Here is a 13,704-nt window from a genome sequence, read left to right as displayed (position 1 = left end):
TCCGCCCGGACCCGGTCCTCAAACGCCGGACGGGCTGAAAGCCCCGGTCCTCAAACGCCGGACGGGCTGAAAGCCCCGGGCCTCAAGCGCCGGACGGCTGAAAGCCCCGGGCCTCAAACGCCGGACGGCTGAAAGCCCCGGGCCTCGAACGCCGGACCGGCTGGATTGCCAGCGGGGCGACTCGGACTCGCCGGCCCCGGCAGTGGTGACGCGGCCCGCCGGGGGGCTACAGGACCGCGTTCGACGGGCCTCGGGTCGCCGACAGGGCGCGTGCGGCCGACTCCGCGTCGCGCAGGGCCCGGACCGCGTTCGACCACGTCAGCTTCGCCAGGTCCGGGCGGGACCAGCCGCGGGTGAGGAGTTCCGCCACCAGGTTCGGGTAGCCCGCCACGTCGTCCAGCCCGGACGGGGTGAAGGCCGTGCCGTCGTAGTCGCCGCCGATGCCGATGTGGTCGATGCCGGCCACCTCGCGCATGTGGTCCAGGTGGTCCGCCACCGTCGAGGCGGTGGCCACCGGGCGCGGACGGGCCTCCTCGAAGGCGCGGTGCAGGGCCATCGCCTCGGGGGTGGTGTCCAGGTGGTGGAAGCCGTGGGCGCGCAGGTTCTCGTCCGCGGCCTGCGTCCACTCGACCGCCGCCGGGAGGATGAACTTCGGTACGAAGGTGGCCATGGCCACCCCGCCGTTCGCCGGGAGCATGGCGAGGACGTCGTCCGGGATGTTGCGGGGGTGGTCGCAGACCGCACGCGCGGAGGAGTGCGAGAAGACCACCGGCGCGGCCGAGACGGCGATCGCGTCGCGCATCGTCGTCTCCGCGACGTGCGAGAGGTCCACGAGCATGCCGACGCGGTTCATCTCGCGCACGACCTCGCGGCCGAAGTCGGTGAGACCCCCGTGCCGGGGCTCGTCGGTCGCCGAGTCCGCCCAGTCGATGGTGTCGTTGTGGGTCAGGGTCATGTAGCGCACGCCGAGCCGGTGCAGGGCGCGCAGCGTGGCGAGGGAGTTGTTGATGGAGTGGCCGCCCTCGGCGCCCATGAGGGAGGCGATCCGCCCGCTCGCGCGGGCGGCCTCCATGTCGTCGGCCGTCAGGGCCCGGACCAGGTCGCCGGGGTAGCGGTCGATCAGCTGGGAGACGGCGTCGATCTGCTCCAGGGTGGCGCTGACCGCCGTGTCGCCGGCGTAGTCGGAGCGGACGTAGACCGACCAGAACTGCGCACCGACCCCGCCGGCCCGCAGCCGGGGGATGTCGGTGTGCAGGTGGGCGGACTGGTCGCCGGCGATGTCCCGCTTGGCCAGGTCGTAGCGGACCTGCTCGCGCAGCGCCCAGGGGAGGTCGTTGTGGCCGTCGACGACCGGGTGCTCGGCGAGCAGCTCACGCGCCTCGTCCAGGCGCTGCGCCGCGTTCACTTCGCGAATCCGAAGGAGTCCGCGCCCGCGACCTTCGCGCGCAGCCGCTTGCCCTTCTCGGTGGCCTGGTCGTTCAGCTCCTGCTGGAAGTCACGCATCCGCGCCAGCAGGTCCGCGTCGTGCGCGGCGAGGATACGGGCGGCCAGCAGGCCCGCGTTGCGTGCTCCGGCGACCGAGACGGTGGCGACGGGAACTCCCGCGGGCATCTGGACGATCGACAGCAGGGAGTCCATGCCGTCGAGGTACTTCAGCGGGACCGGCACGCCGATGACCGGCAGCGGGGTGACGGAGGCGAGCATGCCCGGCAGGTGGGCGGCGCCGCCCGCGCCCGCGATGATCGCCTTCAGCCCCCGGTCGGCGGCCTGCTCACCGTAAGCGATCATCTCGCGCGGCATCCGGTGCGCGGAGACGACGTCGACCTCGTAGGGGATCTCGAACTCGTCGAGTGCCTGGGCGGCGGCCTCCATGACCGGCCAGTCCGAGTCGGAACCCATGACGATGCCGATGACGGGGCCTGCGGCGGCGGTGCTCATCTATCTCTCCTTGCGTGGAAATCCCGGCCTGTGGGCCGGGGAGAAAACGCGTTACCGCCCCAGCATCGTTCGGAGACGGTGGAAGACCTCAACGGAAAACCCCTGAGAGGCAGCGGTCGGCGAAGCAGAAGAACCGGCCCGTGAGGAAGGAGTTCCCCTCTCCGCGAGGGAGAGGGGAACGAGGTCACTCGGTGACCGTTCCCCGGAGGTAGTCCGCTGCGTGGCGTGCGCGCTCCAGGACATCGTCCAGGTCGTCGCCGTACGTGTTGACGTGGCCGACCTTGCGGCCCGGTTTCACGTCCTTGCCGTACATGTGGATCTTCAGTTGGGGGTCGTGCGCCATGCAGTGCAGGTACGCCGCGTACATGTCGGGGTAGTCCCCGCCCAGTACGTTCGCCATCACGGTCCACTTGGCGCGGGGGCGGGGGTCGCCCAGCGGGAGGTCCAGGACCGCGCGTACGTGGTTGGCGAACTGGGAGGTCACGGCCCCGTCCTGGGTCCAGTGGCCGCTGTTGTGCGGGCGCATCGCCAGTTCGTTGACGAGGATGCGGCCGTCGGTGGTCTCGAACAGTTCCACGGCCAGGTGGCCGGTCACGTTGAGTTCCTTGGCGATGCGCAGGGCGAGCGCCTGGGCCTCGCTCGCGAGCTCCGCGGAGAGGTTCGGGGCGGGGGCGATCACCGTGTCGCAGACCCCGTCGACCTGGACGGATTCCACCACGGGGTAGGCCACGGCCTGGCCGTGGGGGGAGCGGACGATGTTGGCCGCGAGTTCGCGGACGTAGTCCACCTTCTCCTCGGCGAGGACGGGGACACCGGCCTTGAAGGGCGCGTCGGCGTCCTCCTGGCCGCGTACGAACCACACGCCCTTGCCGTCGTAGCCGCCGCGCACGGTCTTGAGGATGACGGGGAACCCGCCGACCTCCGCCGCGAAGGCCGCCACGTCCGCCGGATCGCTCACGATCCGGTGGCGGGGGCTGGGGGCGCCGATCTCGTCGAGCTTGGCGCGCATCACCCCCTTGTCCTGGGCGTGCACCAACGCGTCGGGCCCCGGGCGGACGGGGATGCCGTCCGCTTCCAGGGCCCGCAGGTGCTCGGTGGGTACGTGCTCGTGGTCGAAAGTGATCACGTCGCAGCCGCGCGCGAAGGCGCGCAGTGTCTCCAGGTCGCGATAGTCGCCGATGACGACATCGTTCACGACCTGGGCCGCCGAGTCCTGTGGTGTGTCACTGAGGAGCTTGAATCTGATACCGAGGGGGATGCCCGCCTCGTGGGTCATGCGGGCGAGCTGTCCGCCGCCGACCATGCCAACTACCGGGAACGTCACTCCTCCAGGGTATCCGGCTGAATTCCGCCATATGGACGCACCCTGGCGCGGACCTGCCGGTGTGCCGTGCGTCGCACGGGACCGGAAGGCACAGACGGGCCGCAGGGGGGACACTTAGCATGGGTGGGTTGACGGAGAACACCGGACGCCCCATGCGTGGGCGGTGACCGACGGGACTGACCTACTGATGAGCACGCCGGGGAACCGATCAGTTCTCGAACGCGTACGCGGCCTCGTACGGGAAGTGGCCAAGTTCGGGGCGGTCGGCGGCCTGGGGGTGCTGGTCAACCTGGGTGTCTTCAACCTGATCCGCAGCACCACCGATCTCCAGGTGGTGCGCGCGAGCGTGATAGCCACCGTGGTGGCCATCGCCACGAACTACCTCGGCTTCCGCTACTTCGCCTACCGTGACCGCGCCCAGAGCGACGCGGCCGGGCGCACGCGCGAGCTGGTCCTCTTCGTGGCCTTCAGTGCGATCGGCCTGGTCATCGAGAACGGTGTGCTGTACGTGGCCACGTACGGCTTCGGCTGGGGCGGTCCGGTCGCCAGCAACGTGTTCAAGTTCATCGGCATCGGGACGGCCACCGTGTTCCGTTTCTGGTCCTACCGCACCTGGGTCTTCAAGGCCCTGCCCGCTCCCCTCGCCACGACGCCCGCCGAGCCGATGCCCGAGCCGGCGCCGCTGCCCAAGCCCGACCGCCGGCCGGAGCCGCTGCCCGAGCCGGAGCCCGCGAACAACTAGCCCGGGTGACGGCCTACGGCCTAGCGGACCGTGGCCTCGGGCTCGGGACGCTCCGGTGACGTGCGGCTGAGGAAGAGCGCGAAGACCGCCGGCTGCGCCTGGAGCAGTTCGAGGCGGCCTCCGTCCGCCTCCGCGAGGTCCCGGGCGACGGCGAGGCCGATCCCGGTGGAGTTGCGGCCGCTGATGGTCCGCTCGAAGATCCGGTTGCCCAGGTCCGGCGGGACGCCGGGGCCCTCGTCCGTGACCTCCAGCACCGCCTGGTTGCCGGCGACCCGGGTACGCAGGGCGACCGTTCCGCCACCGTGCATGAGGGCGTTCTCCACGAGGGTCGCCAGGACCTGCGCGACCGCGCCGGGGGTGCCGACGGCCCGTACGCCCTGCTTGCCGGAGCGCACGATGGCCCGGCCGGCGCTGCGGTAGGCCGGCCGCCACTCCTCGACCTGCTGTTTGACGACCTCGTCCAGGTCGAAGGGGACCGCGGAGCCCGTACGGGGGTCCCGCGAGTTCGTGAGCAGCCGCTGCACCACGTCCGTGAGCCGCTCCACCTGGGTGAGGGCGATGGACGCCTCCTCCCGGACGGTCTCCAGGTCGTCGGTGACGGTGATCTCCTCCAGCCGCATCGACAGGGCCGTGAGCGGGGTGCGCAGCTGGTGGGAGGCGTCGGCGGCCAGGCGCCGCTCGGCGGTCAGCATCCGGCCGATCCGTTCGGCGCTGGAGTCCAGTACGTCCGCGACGCGGTCCAGCTCGGGCACTCCGTACCTCTTGTGCCGGGGTCTGGGGTCGCCCGAGCCGAGGCGTTCCGCGGTCTCGGCGAGGTCGGTGAGCGGGGAGGTGAGCCGGTTCGCCTGCCGTACGGCGAGCAGGACGGCCGCCACGACGGCGAGCAGTGCCACGGCGCCGACCACGGCCAGGGTCCGTCCGACCTCCCGGGTCACGGTGGAGCGGGACGCCTCGACGACGACCGTCTCGCCCGACTCGCCGCGGGCGGTGCCGCGGATGACGTTGCCGGTGATCCGGTCGCCGACCTCCGCGGCCGGCCGGCCGGGGACGGTGATCCGGGCGTAGTCGCCGGCGTCGAGCTGCTCGCCGAGCGCCTCGGCGTCGACGGGTGTCTTCTCCAGGGCGTTGGCCTCGACGATGCTCAGCAGGCGCAGGGCCTCGGACTCGATCCGGTCCTGGGCGCTGTTGGTGATCGTCCGGGTCTCCACGATCACCAGGGAGACCCCGAAGACGGCGATCACGACGAGCACGACGGCGAGCGTGGAGTTGATCAGGCGGCGGCGCATGACTCAGTACGTACTAGCTCTTCTCGAAACGGAAGCCGACGCCCCGGACGGTGGCGATGTAGCGGGGGTTGGCGGCGTCGTCGCCGAGCTTCTTGCGCAGCCAGGAGATGTGCATGTCGAGGGTCTTGGTGGAGGACCACCAGGTGGTGTCCCAGACCTCGCGCATCAGCTGGTCGCGGGTGACGACCCGGCCGGCGTCGCGGACCAGGACGCGCAGCAGGTCGAATTCCTTGGCGGTGAGCTGGAGCTCCTCCTCCCCCATCCACGCGCGGTGCGATTCCACGTCGATCCGCACGCCGTGGGTGGCGGGGGGCTGGGCGGCCTCGTTGGCGCCGCGCCGGAGCAGGGCCCGGACGCGGGCCAGCAGCTCGGCGAGCCGGAAGGGCTTGGTGACGTAGTCGTCGGCGCCGGCGTCGAGGCCGACCACCGTGTCCACCTCGTCGGCCCGGGCGGTGAGGACCAGGATCGGGAAGCCGTGGCCTTCGGCACGCAGCCGGCGGGCGACTTCCAGGCCGTCCATGCCGGGCAGGCCCAGGTCCAGGACGACGAGGTCGACGCCGCCCTGCAGTCCCGCGTCCAGGGCGGTGGGGCCGTCCTCCCGGACCTCGACCTCGTACCCCTCCCGGCGCAGGGCGCGGGCCAGGGGTTCCGAGATGGATGCGTCGTCCTCGGCGAGCAGTACACGCGTCATGTGGGTGATGGTAGTCCGCGGCGGGTGAAGTGAGGGGCCTCCCGTCACACCCCTGCCGAACTGGGCTTATGGACTACTAACGGCCTTCGAATGTACCCAGTCGGTTCCCGCTTGACCTGTGATTGATCTCTCAAGTCCTTTCATATGCCCGTGTGTCGTGTCGTATGGTGGCGAGACGCCTGATGCACTATCTCAGGGACCTTTGTGCCAAAACTGCCGAAGGTCTCTATTTCTGTCCTGACCGGACAGGGCAGTCTTGTGTGACTCACCTGTCCGGGCTTGATGACAGTGAATGACCTATGGGCCGGGCCCGACGCGCGACGATGCGCGCGGGCGTGGATCCCGGTTTCGGATCTTCCCTTCGCCCCCACCAGGGGCGAGACCCCCGGGCGTGGGGTGGGGGACCCGCCGCCGGTGCCGGCACCCGTCCCGGGCGCTGTTCCGCTCACGAAGCGAAGCGTCCCGAGCAAGCAAGGATCGACCCATGGCTTCCAGCCTGACGAGGACCCCGGTGGACACCTCCACCGAGAAGACCTTCCTCGGCCACCCCAGCGGCCTCGCCTTCCTCTTCATGACGGAGATGTGGGAGCGCTACAGCTTCTACGGCATGCGCGCGCTGCTCGTCCTCTACCTGGCCACCAACGTGGCCGACGGTGGTCTGGGGATGAACGACGCGACCGCGGTCGCGATCTACTCCGTCTACAACGCCATGGTCTACCTGCTCGCCCTCCCGGGCGGCTGGCTCGGTGACCGTGTGTGGGGTGCCCGCAAGGCCGTGGCCGTCGCCGGCGTCGTGATCATGACCGGTCACTTCCTGCTGGCGGTGCCCTCGTCCGTCTCGTTCTTCATCGGCCTGGCGCTGATCGCCGCCGGTTCGGGCGTGCTGAAGGCCAACATCTCCACGATGGTGGGCCAGCTCTACCGGGACAAGAACGACCCGCGCCGTGACGGTGGCTTCACGATCTTCTACATGGGCATCAACCTCGGTGCCTTCGTCGCCCCGCTGACCATCGGCTACGTCGGCCAGGAGATCAACTGGCACCTCGGCTTCGCCATGGCCGGTGTCGGCATGGCCCTGGGCCTGGGCTTCTACTTCTTCGGCTTCCGCCACCTGAACCCGGTCTCGAACACCGTTCCGAGCCCGCTGAGCGCCGCCGAGAAGTCCTCCGTCGTCAAGAAGGGCCTCATCTGGCTCGGCGTCGCCGCCGTCGCCTACGCGGCCATCGGCCTGGCGGGCATCTTCACGATCAACTACGCGCTGTGGCCGCTGACCATCGCCGGTCTGATCCTGCCCGCCTGGGCGATCCTGCGGATCAAGCGCGACAAGGACCTCTCCACGGTCGAGCGGTCCCGCATGTCGGCGTACGTCTGGTTCTTCGCGGCCGCCGCGATCTTCTGGGCGATCTACGACCAGACCGGTTCCACGCTGTCCCTGTTCGCGAAGGACAGCACGGACAGCACGCTGTTCGGCTTCAACTTCCCGGAGAGCTGGTTCCAGTCGCTGAACCCGCTGTTCGTGATGGCCCTCGCCCCGCTCTTCGCGATGCTGTGGGTGGCCCTCGCCAAGCGCTCCAAGGAGCCGACCACCCTGGCGAAGTTCTCCTTCGCGCTGGTCATGATCGGTGCCTCCTTCGGCGTCATGATGGTCGCCCAGGGCCTGGCCGGCGGCGACGCGAAGGTCAGCCCGATGTGGCTGGTCGGCGTGTACTTCATCCAGACCGTCGGTGAGCTCACCCTCTCCCCCGTCGGCCTGTCGCTGACCACCAAGCTGGCGCCGCAGAAGTACGCCTCCCAGATGATGGGCGTCTTCTTCCTCGCGGTCACCGCCGGTGACTCGGCGATCGCGCTGCTCCAGCTGATCGGCGCCCCGACGGACACCCAGGGCTGGTTCGCCTCCCAGGGCATCCTCGCCGTCCTCGCCGGCATCGCGATCTACATGTACCGCAAGAAGGTCCAGCCGCTCATGGGTGGCGTGCACTGACGCACTCCCCGTAACGGCGGACGGCCCGGCACACCGGAAGGTGTGCCGGGCCGTCGCGTTTCCTGCGCGTGTCCGGTACCGGCTAGCGGGTGCCGCGCAGGCGCCGCCACGGGGTGAAGGTGAACACCGCGCCGCCGAGGAGGATCACGGTGCCGGCGACCAGGGCGAGGGCCCTGATGCCGCCTCCGTCCTCGGCGCCGGTCTCGGCGAGGCCGCCCGAGGCGGCGCTGCCGGGGGTGCCCGTCGAGGCGGGGGAGCCGGAGCCGCCCGGCTGGGCGGTGGTGTCCAGCTCCAGGGAGACGCCGGTGCTGGTCGCCTTGCAGGGCACGGTGAGCGGTGCGGAGCCGGCGACCATAGTGACGTCGATCGACATGTCGGCGGGGCTGAGGGTGACCTTGCCCGTCTTGCCGGGCTTGTAGGTGCCCGTCATGTCGCTCAGGCTGACGCCGGCCCCCTGGGCGATGGCGTCGGCGTTGGCCGGGCCGGTGACGTTGACGATGCCGCTGTCGGCGCCGCCGAGCTTGATCTGCATCGAGGGCTTGAGCGCGCCCTTGGGCAGGGGCACCGGGGCCTTCATGGCGTCCTTGGCCGTCTTGACCGTCAGGTCGAAGTTCCCGCCGTTCTTCCTGGCGCTGACGGTGACCGGGGTGGTGATGCCGCCCGGGACGGTCTCACCGCAGTCGAACTTCACGTCGACCGGCTTGCCGGGGAAGTCGGTCTGGCCGCCGGACCCGCCGGTGGCGCCGCCGTTGCCGGTGCCGCCGCTGTTGGTGGCGCCTCCGTTCGTGGCTCCGCCGTTCGTGGCTCCGCCGTTCGTGGCACCGCCGTTCGTGGCACCTCCGTTGGTGGCCCCGCCGTTGGTGGCGCCGCCGTTGGTGGCCCCGCCGTTCGTCGTACCGCCGCTGGAGCCGGCCGACACGTCGATGGTGGCCCCGACGCCCACGTCACCGGTCGGCGCGCACTTGGTGACGAAGGTGCCGAAGGAGAAGGTCACGGCCACGTCGTACTTGCCGGGGGTCAGGGTGATCTTCCCGGCCTTGGTGAGCTTGAGCTTGCCCTTCATCGCCGACATCTGCATGGGCGCCTTCTTGGGGATCGGCGGGTTCACCTTGTCCCCGACGACCTTGAGCTCGCCCATCCCGCTGCCCAGCGTGATCCAGCCGGTGGGCTGGACCGAGTCCTTCGGGATGTCCATCAGGTCCGTGTTGTTCGAGGCCGGCTTGACGGTCTCCCACACCACGTCGACCTCGTCACCGACCTTCGCGGTGGCCGGCGCCGTGACCTTGGCGGTGGTCTCGCCCTCCACCGGGCTGCCGCCCCCGGCCGGCGGCACGCACTTGACCTTGAACGTGGTCTCCGCGGCCTGGGCGGGGGAAGCCGCGATGGCGATACCCGCGCCGCCGAGCAGCAGCGCGACCACTGCCGCGCTCACCCTCCGTCGGTTCTTCACGCTTGTCCCTTCGTCGTCGAACGGTTCTCAGACGGTGCGGACGTCTGTGGTGCTGTCTCCGGCGCGCTGTCCGGGGTGAACCACGGCAGGACCGCCGTGGGGGTCTGGGGGGTCCGGGGGGTGTCCGCCGGGGGGTCGGAGGCGGTGCGCGCGGGTCCTCGCAGCGCCGCGATCCCGGGCAGGCGGGCCGTCACGGCCGAGGCGGACTCGGGCTGCGCGCCCCGGTGGCGGCCGCCCGCGGGGGTCTCGCGCGGGCGGACCCTGTCGACGACGGCCATGCCGACGCGGAAGACCGCGGCCGGGATCACCAGCAGGAGCAGGCCCCAGAAGAGCAGCACCCCGTACGGGCGGTCCACGCCCCACGGCTGGGTGGCGACCACCGTCTCGCCGTACTTGAGGGAGATCGTGTAGTCCCCGTAGGCGCCGGCCGTGAGGGCCACGTCCAGGGCGATCTCCGCCTTGCCGCCCGGCGGGATGGTCCCCTTCCAGCGGGCCTCCTCCCACAGCGGCGCGAACACGCCGTGGGCGGTGCCGAGCTGGAAGACCGGGTCCTTGACGGGGGCCGAGCCGAGGTTGCCGACGGTGACCTTGAACTTCCGGGTGGGCGGGGCGCCGAACCAGGTCAGCACGCCGTCCTCGCCCTCCAGCCGGACCCCGGTGAGCATCGCGAGGCGCGCCGTCCCGGACTCGGCGGGCAGCTCGGCCACCTCGTGATCGGTGATCTTCAGCGGGACGGCGACGGTGGACTGGTCGCCGTTGACCGAGGTCACGTTGACCACGCAGGGGCAGGGCTTGGGCGGAGCCACCACGGGCAGCTTGGCGGTGAAGTGCCCGTCGTCGGCCACCGAGACGGCGGCGCCGTCGGCGTTGGCGCAGCTGTTGGTGCCGCCGATCATGTTCTGGCCGCAGACCAGCAGCATCACCAGCGACTTGGCCCGCCAGCCGGTGCCGGTCACGGTGAGCTCGGTGCCCTTGGCGGCCTCCTGCAGCGAGAGCGCCACGGTCGGTTCGGGGTTCTCGGCCGCGGCGGCCGGGGCCGCCGGGAGCAGCGCGAGCGCGCACGCGGCCAGGGCCGCCGCGAGGAGCGCGCGGAGGGGGCGGAAGGGGCGGAGGGCGCGGATCGTGCCGCCGGCCTGGGCGCTCACCTGGCTGCTCCCGTCAGTTCGTGTTCCGGTTCGGGTACGGGTACGGGCGACGCGTCGGCCCGGCGGTCCTGCCGGGCGCGCCGCCGCCCGCGTACGAGGTGCAGCGCGGCCGCGGTGATCACGCCGAGGGCGGCCAGGGCGCCGCCCAGCCACCCCGCGAGCCGCCGGGGCACGAACCACGCCGAGGTGGCGGCGCTCGCGCGGGCGCCGCCGGGTGCGGTGACGGTGAGGGTGAGGCGTACCCGGTCGAAGACGGGCGCGCCGGGCCACGGCTCGGTCAGCCGGGCCCGCTGCCCCGGCAGCAGTTCCACCGGCAGGGTGCGGGCGGCGCGCCCCGCGACCTCGCCGAAGCGGCCCCGGGCGCGGACCGACAGCTCGGGGGCGAGGGCCACGTTGCCCCGGTTGACCAGGGTGTACGCGATGACGGCGGCGGCGCCCTTGCCGCGTACGGAGACGTCCTCGACGGTGAGGGCGGCCAGGGTGGGTCCGCCGACCCGCAGGTGGACCCGTACGCCCACCTCGTGGCCGCCTTCGGCCGCGACCACGGCCGCGGGGTGGTCGCCCGGCGGGGAGGAGGGTGGCACGGTGACGGTGAACGGCACCACCGCCCGGGTGCGGGGCGGGATCTTCACGGTGGCCGCGGCGCCGAAGCTGATCCAGGATCCGGCGCCGGTCAGCGCGCTTCCCGGGCCGTCTGCGGCGGCGGGCCCGGCCGGCCGGACGGCGAAGGCGCCGTCCGCGGTGTTGTAGGCGTCGGCCCCGCGCAGGGTGACGGTGCGTTCCCGGTCGGTGGTGTTGGTCAGGGCGAGCCGGTCCTCCAGCACCGTGCCGGCGGTGCCCGCGAGGTAGAAGTACGGGCGGGCACCCCCGGGCGCCGCGGCGGCCGTTCCGGCGGCGGGCTCGGCGGTCCAGCCGGGCTCGTCGGCCGCCGCGTGCTGCGCGGGGGCCGCGTACAGCGCGGCGGCCGTCAGGAGCAGGACGCCTGCGCGCTTGAGGGTGTGGAGCACGGGCATGGCCGGGGGTGCTCCGTTCAGGACCGGGCCCGCTGGCCGCGCCGGGTCAGCCAGAGCACGCCGACGGCGCCGCTGAGCAGCACGGTGCCGCCGAGGGTGCCGAGCGCGAGGGCGGAGTCGGTGGGTCCGGTCTGCGGGAGGGTGTCGCCGCCGCCGGATCCGGAACCGCCGGACTGCGTGCCGCCGCCTCCGCCGGCGGCGGCCGTGACGTCCAGTTCCAGGGAGGGCTTGGGGCTGTTGCCCGGGGTGCACGTGGTCGTGGTCCCCAGCGCCTTGATGGTCAGGACCCCGGCGGTGAAGTTGACCTTGCCGCTCTTCTTGGGCTTGTAGGTGCCCGAGAGGTCGGTGATCTTGATGGGGGTGTTGGCCGGGACCGCCTCGGGGTTGGACGCCCCGGAGACGGGTACGGAGGCCTTCTCCGCGCCGTCGACGAGGATGACGGCGCTGGGGCTCATGGCGCCCTTGCCGAGCTCGACGGGGCTGGAGGAGACGCCCTTCTGGAAGGACATCGTCAGCTTGTAGCCGTCGCCTTCCTTCACGGCCTTGATGTCGATGGGTGACACCGCCGACTTGTCCCCGATCGGGGTCTTGCAGTCGTAGGCCACGTCGATGACGGCGGCCTGCGCCGCGGGGGCGGCCAGCAGGACCGCCGATCCGGCTGCCAGCGCGGAGGCCAGCGCGAGCGCGGTGGAGCGTTTCCGGTCGGACACCTTCGTCTTCCCCTCGAACCGTGGGCCACAAGTTACTGACGACACATCAGATTGGTGGCTCAAGGTACGCCCGGGGTCCTACGGAGGGAAGACAAAGGGCCGTCCGGAATTGACCGCTCGTCAGTGGGCGCGCACGCCCCTCTGCCACACGGCGGAGACCAGCGGAACACCGGGCCGGTAGGCCAGGTGGACATGGCTCGGGGCGTCCAGGAGCGCCAGGTCCGCGCGCGCTCCGGGGGTGACCGTCCCGATGTCGGTACGGCGCAGGGCGCGGGCGCCGCCCGCGGTGGCGGACCACAGGGCCTCGTCCGGGGTCATCCGCATGTCGCGCACGGCGAGCGCGATGCAGAACGGCATCGAACTCGTGTAGGAGGAGCCCGGGTTGCAGTCCGTGGACAGTGCGACGGTCGCACCCGCGTCGATCAGGCGGCGGGCGTCGGGCCACTGCGCGCGGGTGGAGAACTCGGCGCCGGGGAGGAGGGTGGCGACGGTGGTGTCCGCGGCCTGGACCAGGGCGTCCACGTCGGCGTCGGTGAGGTGGGTGCAGTGGTCGGCGGAGGCGGCCTCCAGCTCCACGGCGAGCTGTACGCCGGGCCCGTACGACAGCTGGTTGGCGTGCACGCGCGGGATCAGCCCGGCGGCGGCGCCGGCGGTGAGGATCGCGCGGGCCTGGTCGCCGTCGAAGGCGCCCTTCTCGCAGAACACGTCGACCCACCGGGCGTACGGGGCGCAGGCCTCCAGCATCTCGCCGGTGACCAGGTCCACATAGCCGGCCGGGTCGTCGGCGAAGTCCGGGGAGACGATGTGCGCCCCGAGGTAGGTGACCTCCTCGGTGTGCGCGGCGGCGATCCGCAGGGCCCGGGCCTCGTCGGCGACGGTGAGGCCGTAGCCGGACTTGGTCTCGAAGGTGGTGGTGCCCTGGCGCAGGGCCTCGTCGAGGTGGCGCAGCAGGTTGGCTTCGAGCGCGGCGTCGCTGGCGGCGCGGGTGGCGGCGACGGTGGTGCGGATGCCGCCGGCGGCGTAGCTGCTGCCGGACATGCGGGCGTTGAACTCGGCGGTGCGGTCGCCGGCGAAGACGAGGTGCGAGTGGGAGTCGACGAAGCCGGGGATGACGGCGCGGCCGTCCGCGTCGAACGCGGTGTCGGCGGCGGGGGCCCGGTCGGCGGGGCCGACCCAGGCGATCTTGTCGTCCTCGATGACGACGGCCGCGTCCCGGATGAGGCCGAGGGTGCCTTCGCCCAGGGTGGGGTCGTTGGTGACGAGGCTGCCGATGTTGGTGATCGCGGTGGTGGTGGTCATGGTTCCTCGTGGTCGTCGAGTCATTTCGTTCCCCCACCCCGCCCCTTCCCGAAACCGGGGCTCCGCCCCGGACCCCGCGCCTCAAACGCCGGCTGGGCTGGAATCGCGCTCCGCGCGATCCAGCC

Annotated in this window: 12 protein-coding genes; 2 read left to right on the top strand and 10 right to left on the bottom strand. The window is 71.8% G+C overall.

Annotated features, from left to right (window positions below; translation table 11 throughout):
• Positions 1-226: 226 nt before the first annotated feature.
• The 3 genes from ACZ6Y1_RS15055 to ACZ6Y1_RS15045 all read right to left on the bottom strand — a co-directional run bounded on the left by ACZ6Y1_RS15055 (position 227) and on the right by ACZ6Y1_RS15045 (position 3,241).
• The gene (locus tag ACZ6Y1_RS15055) at positions 227-1,405 is read right to left on the bottom strand and encodes a dipeptidase (RefSeq protein WP_469628175.1); all 1,179 of its coding nucleotides are present in this window, start codon (positions 1,403-1,405) and stop codon (positions 227-229) included.
• Complete coding sequence (purE, locus tag ACZ6Y1_RS15050) at positions 1,402-1,938, bottom strand: 5-(carboxyamino)imidazole ribonucleotide mutase (protein WP_469628172.1); 537 nt, start codon at positions 1,936-1,938, stop codon at positions 1,402-1,404. Before purE ends, ACZ6Y1_RS15055 begins: the two co-directional genes overlap by 4 nt.
• A 184-nt stretch (positions 1,939-2,122) precedes the next feature.
• Complete coding sequence (locus tag ACZ6Y1_RS15045; protein ID WP_469628321.1) at positions 2,123-3,241, bottom strand: 5-(carboxyamino)imidazole ribonucleotide synthase; 1,119 nt, start codon at positions 3,239-3,241, stop codon at positions 2,123-2,125.
• A 208-nt stretch (positions 3,242-3,449) separates the two neighbouring features.
• On the opposite strand from ACZ6Y1_RS15045, the gene ACZ6Y1_RS15040 reads away from it, so the two are divergent.
• Complete coding sequence (locus ACZ6Y1_RS15040) at positions 3,450-4,004, top strand: GtrA family protein (protein WP_469628169.1); 555 nt, start codon at positions 3,450-3,452, stop codon at positions 4,002-4,004.
• A 20-nt stretch (positions 4,005-4,024) separates the two neighbouring features.
• Here ACZ6Y1_RS15040 and ACZ6Y1_RS15035 read toward each other — a convergent pair whose 3' ends face one another.
• Together ACZ6Y1_RS15035 and ACZ6Y1_RS15030 are read right to left on the bottom strand one after the other, a co-directional pair.
• The gene (locus tag ACZ6Y1_RS15035; RefSeq protein ID WP_469628167.1) at positions 4,025-5,290 is read right to left on the bottom strand and encodes an ATP-binding protein; all 1,266 of its coding nucleotides are present in this window, start codon (positions 5,288-5,290) and stop codon (positions 4,025-4,027) included.
• 13 nt (positions 5,291-5,303) lie between these two features.
• On the bottom strand, positions 5,304-5,981 hold the full coding sequence (locus tag ACZ6Y1_RS15030; protein ID WP_030659823.1) for a response regulator transcription factor: 678 nt from the start codon (positions 5,979-5,981) through the stop codon (positions 5,304-5,306).
• A gap of 484 nt (positions 5,982-6,465) precedes the next feature.
• Between ACZ6Y1_RS15030 and ACZ6Y1_RS15025 the strand changes: the two genes are divergently transcribed.
• The gene (locus tag ACZ6Y1_RS15025) at positions 6,466-7,962 is read left to right on the top strand and encodes a peptide MFS transporter (protein WP_469628163.1); all 1,497 of its coding nucleotides are present in this window, start codon (positions 6,466-6,468) and stop codon (positions 7,960-7,962) included.
• 82 nt (positions 7,963-8,044) lie between these two features.
• On the opposite strand, the gene ACZ6Y1_RS15020 is transcribed toward ACZ6Y1_RS15025, so the two are convergent.
• The 5 genes from ACZ6Y1_RS15020 to hutI form a co-directional block, all read right to left on the bottom strand.
• Positions 8,045-9,394 (bottom strand): hypothetical protein, encoded by a 1,350-nt coding sequence (locus ACZ6Y1_RS15020; protein ID WP_469628160.1) that lies wholly within the window; start codon positions 9,392-9,394, stop codon positions 8,045-8,047.
• 14 nt (positions 9,395-9,408) lie between these two features.
• Positions 9,409-10,557: a hypothetical protein gene (locus ACZ6Y1_RS15015; protein ID WP_469628158.1), complete on the bottom strand. Its 1,149-nt coding sequence runs from the start codon at positions 10,555-10,557 to the stop codon at positions 9,409-9,411.
• Positions 10,554-11,570, bottom strand: coding sequence for a hypothetical protein (locus ACZ6Y1_RS15010; protein ID WP_469628155.1), 1,017 nt, complete (start codon positions 11,568-11,570; stop codon positions 10,554-10,556). The genes ACZ6Y1_RS15015 and ACZ6Y1_RS15010 overlap by 4 nt, the downstream gene beginning before the upstream one ends.
• A 17-nt stretch (positions 11,571-11,587) precedes the next feature.
• A complete protein-coding gene (locus ACZ6Y1_RS15005) occupies positions 11,588-12,280 on the bottom strand; it encodes an LPXTG cell wall anchor domain-containing protein (RefSeq protein ID WP_469628152.1) in 693 nt (230 codons plus the stop codon).
• Between the two features lie 120 nt (positions 12,281-12,400).
• Positions 12,401-13,579, bottom strand: coding sequence for an imidazolonepropionase (hutI, locus tag ACZ6Y1_RS15000; protein ID WP_469628148.1), 1,179 nt, complete (start codon positions 13,577-13,579; stop codon positions 12,401-12,403).
• Between the last annotated feature and the right edge of the window lie 125 nt (positions 13,580-13,704).

The organism is Streptomyces sp. NPDC053432, assembly GCF_055585365.1.
The sequence above is the reverse complement of the archived record's forward strand: the minus strand, read 5'-3'. Positions and strand labels throughout refer to the sequence as shown.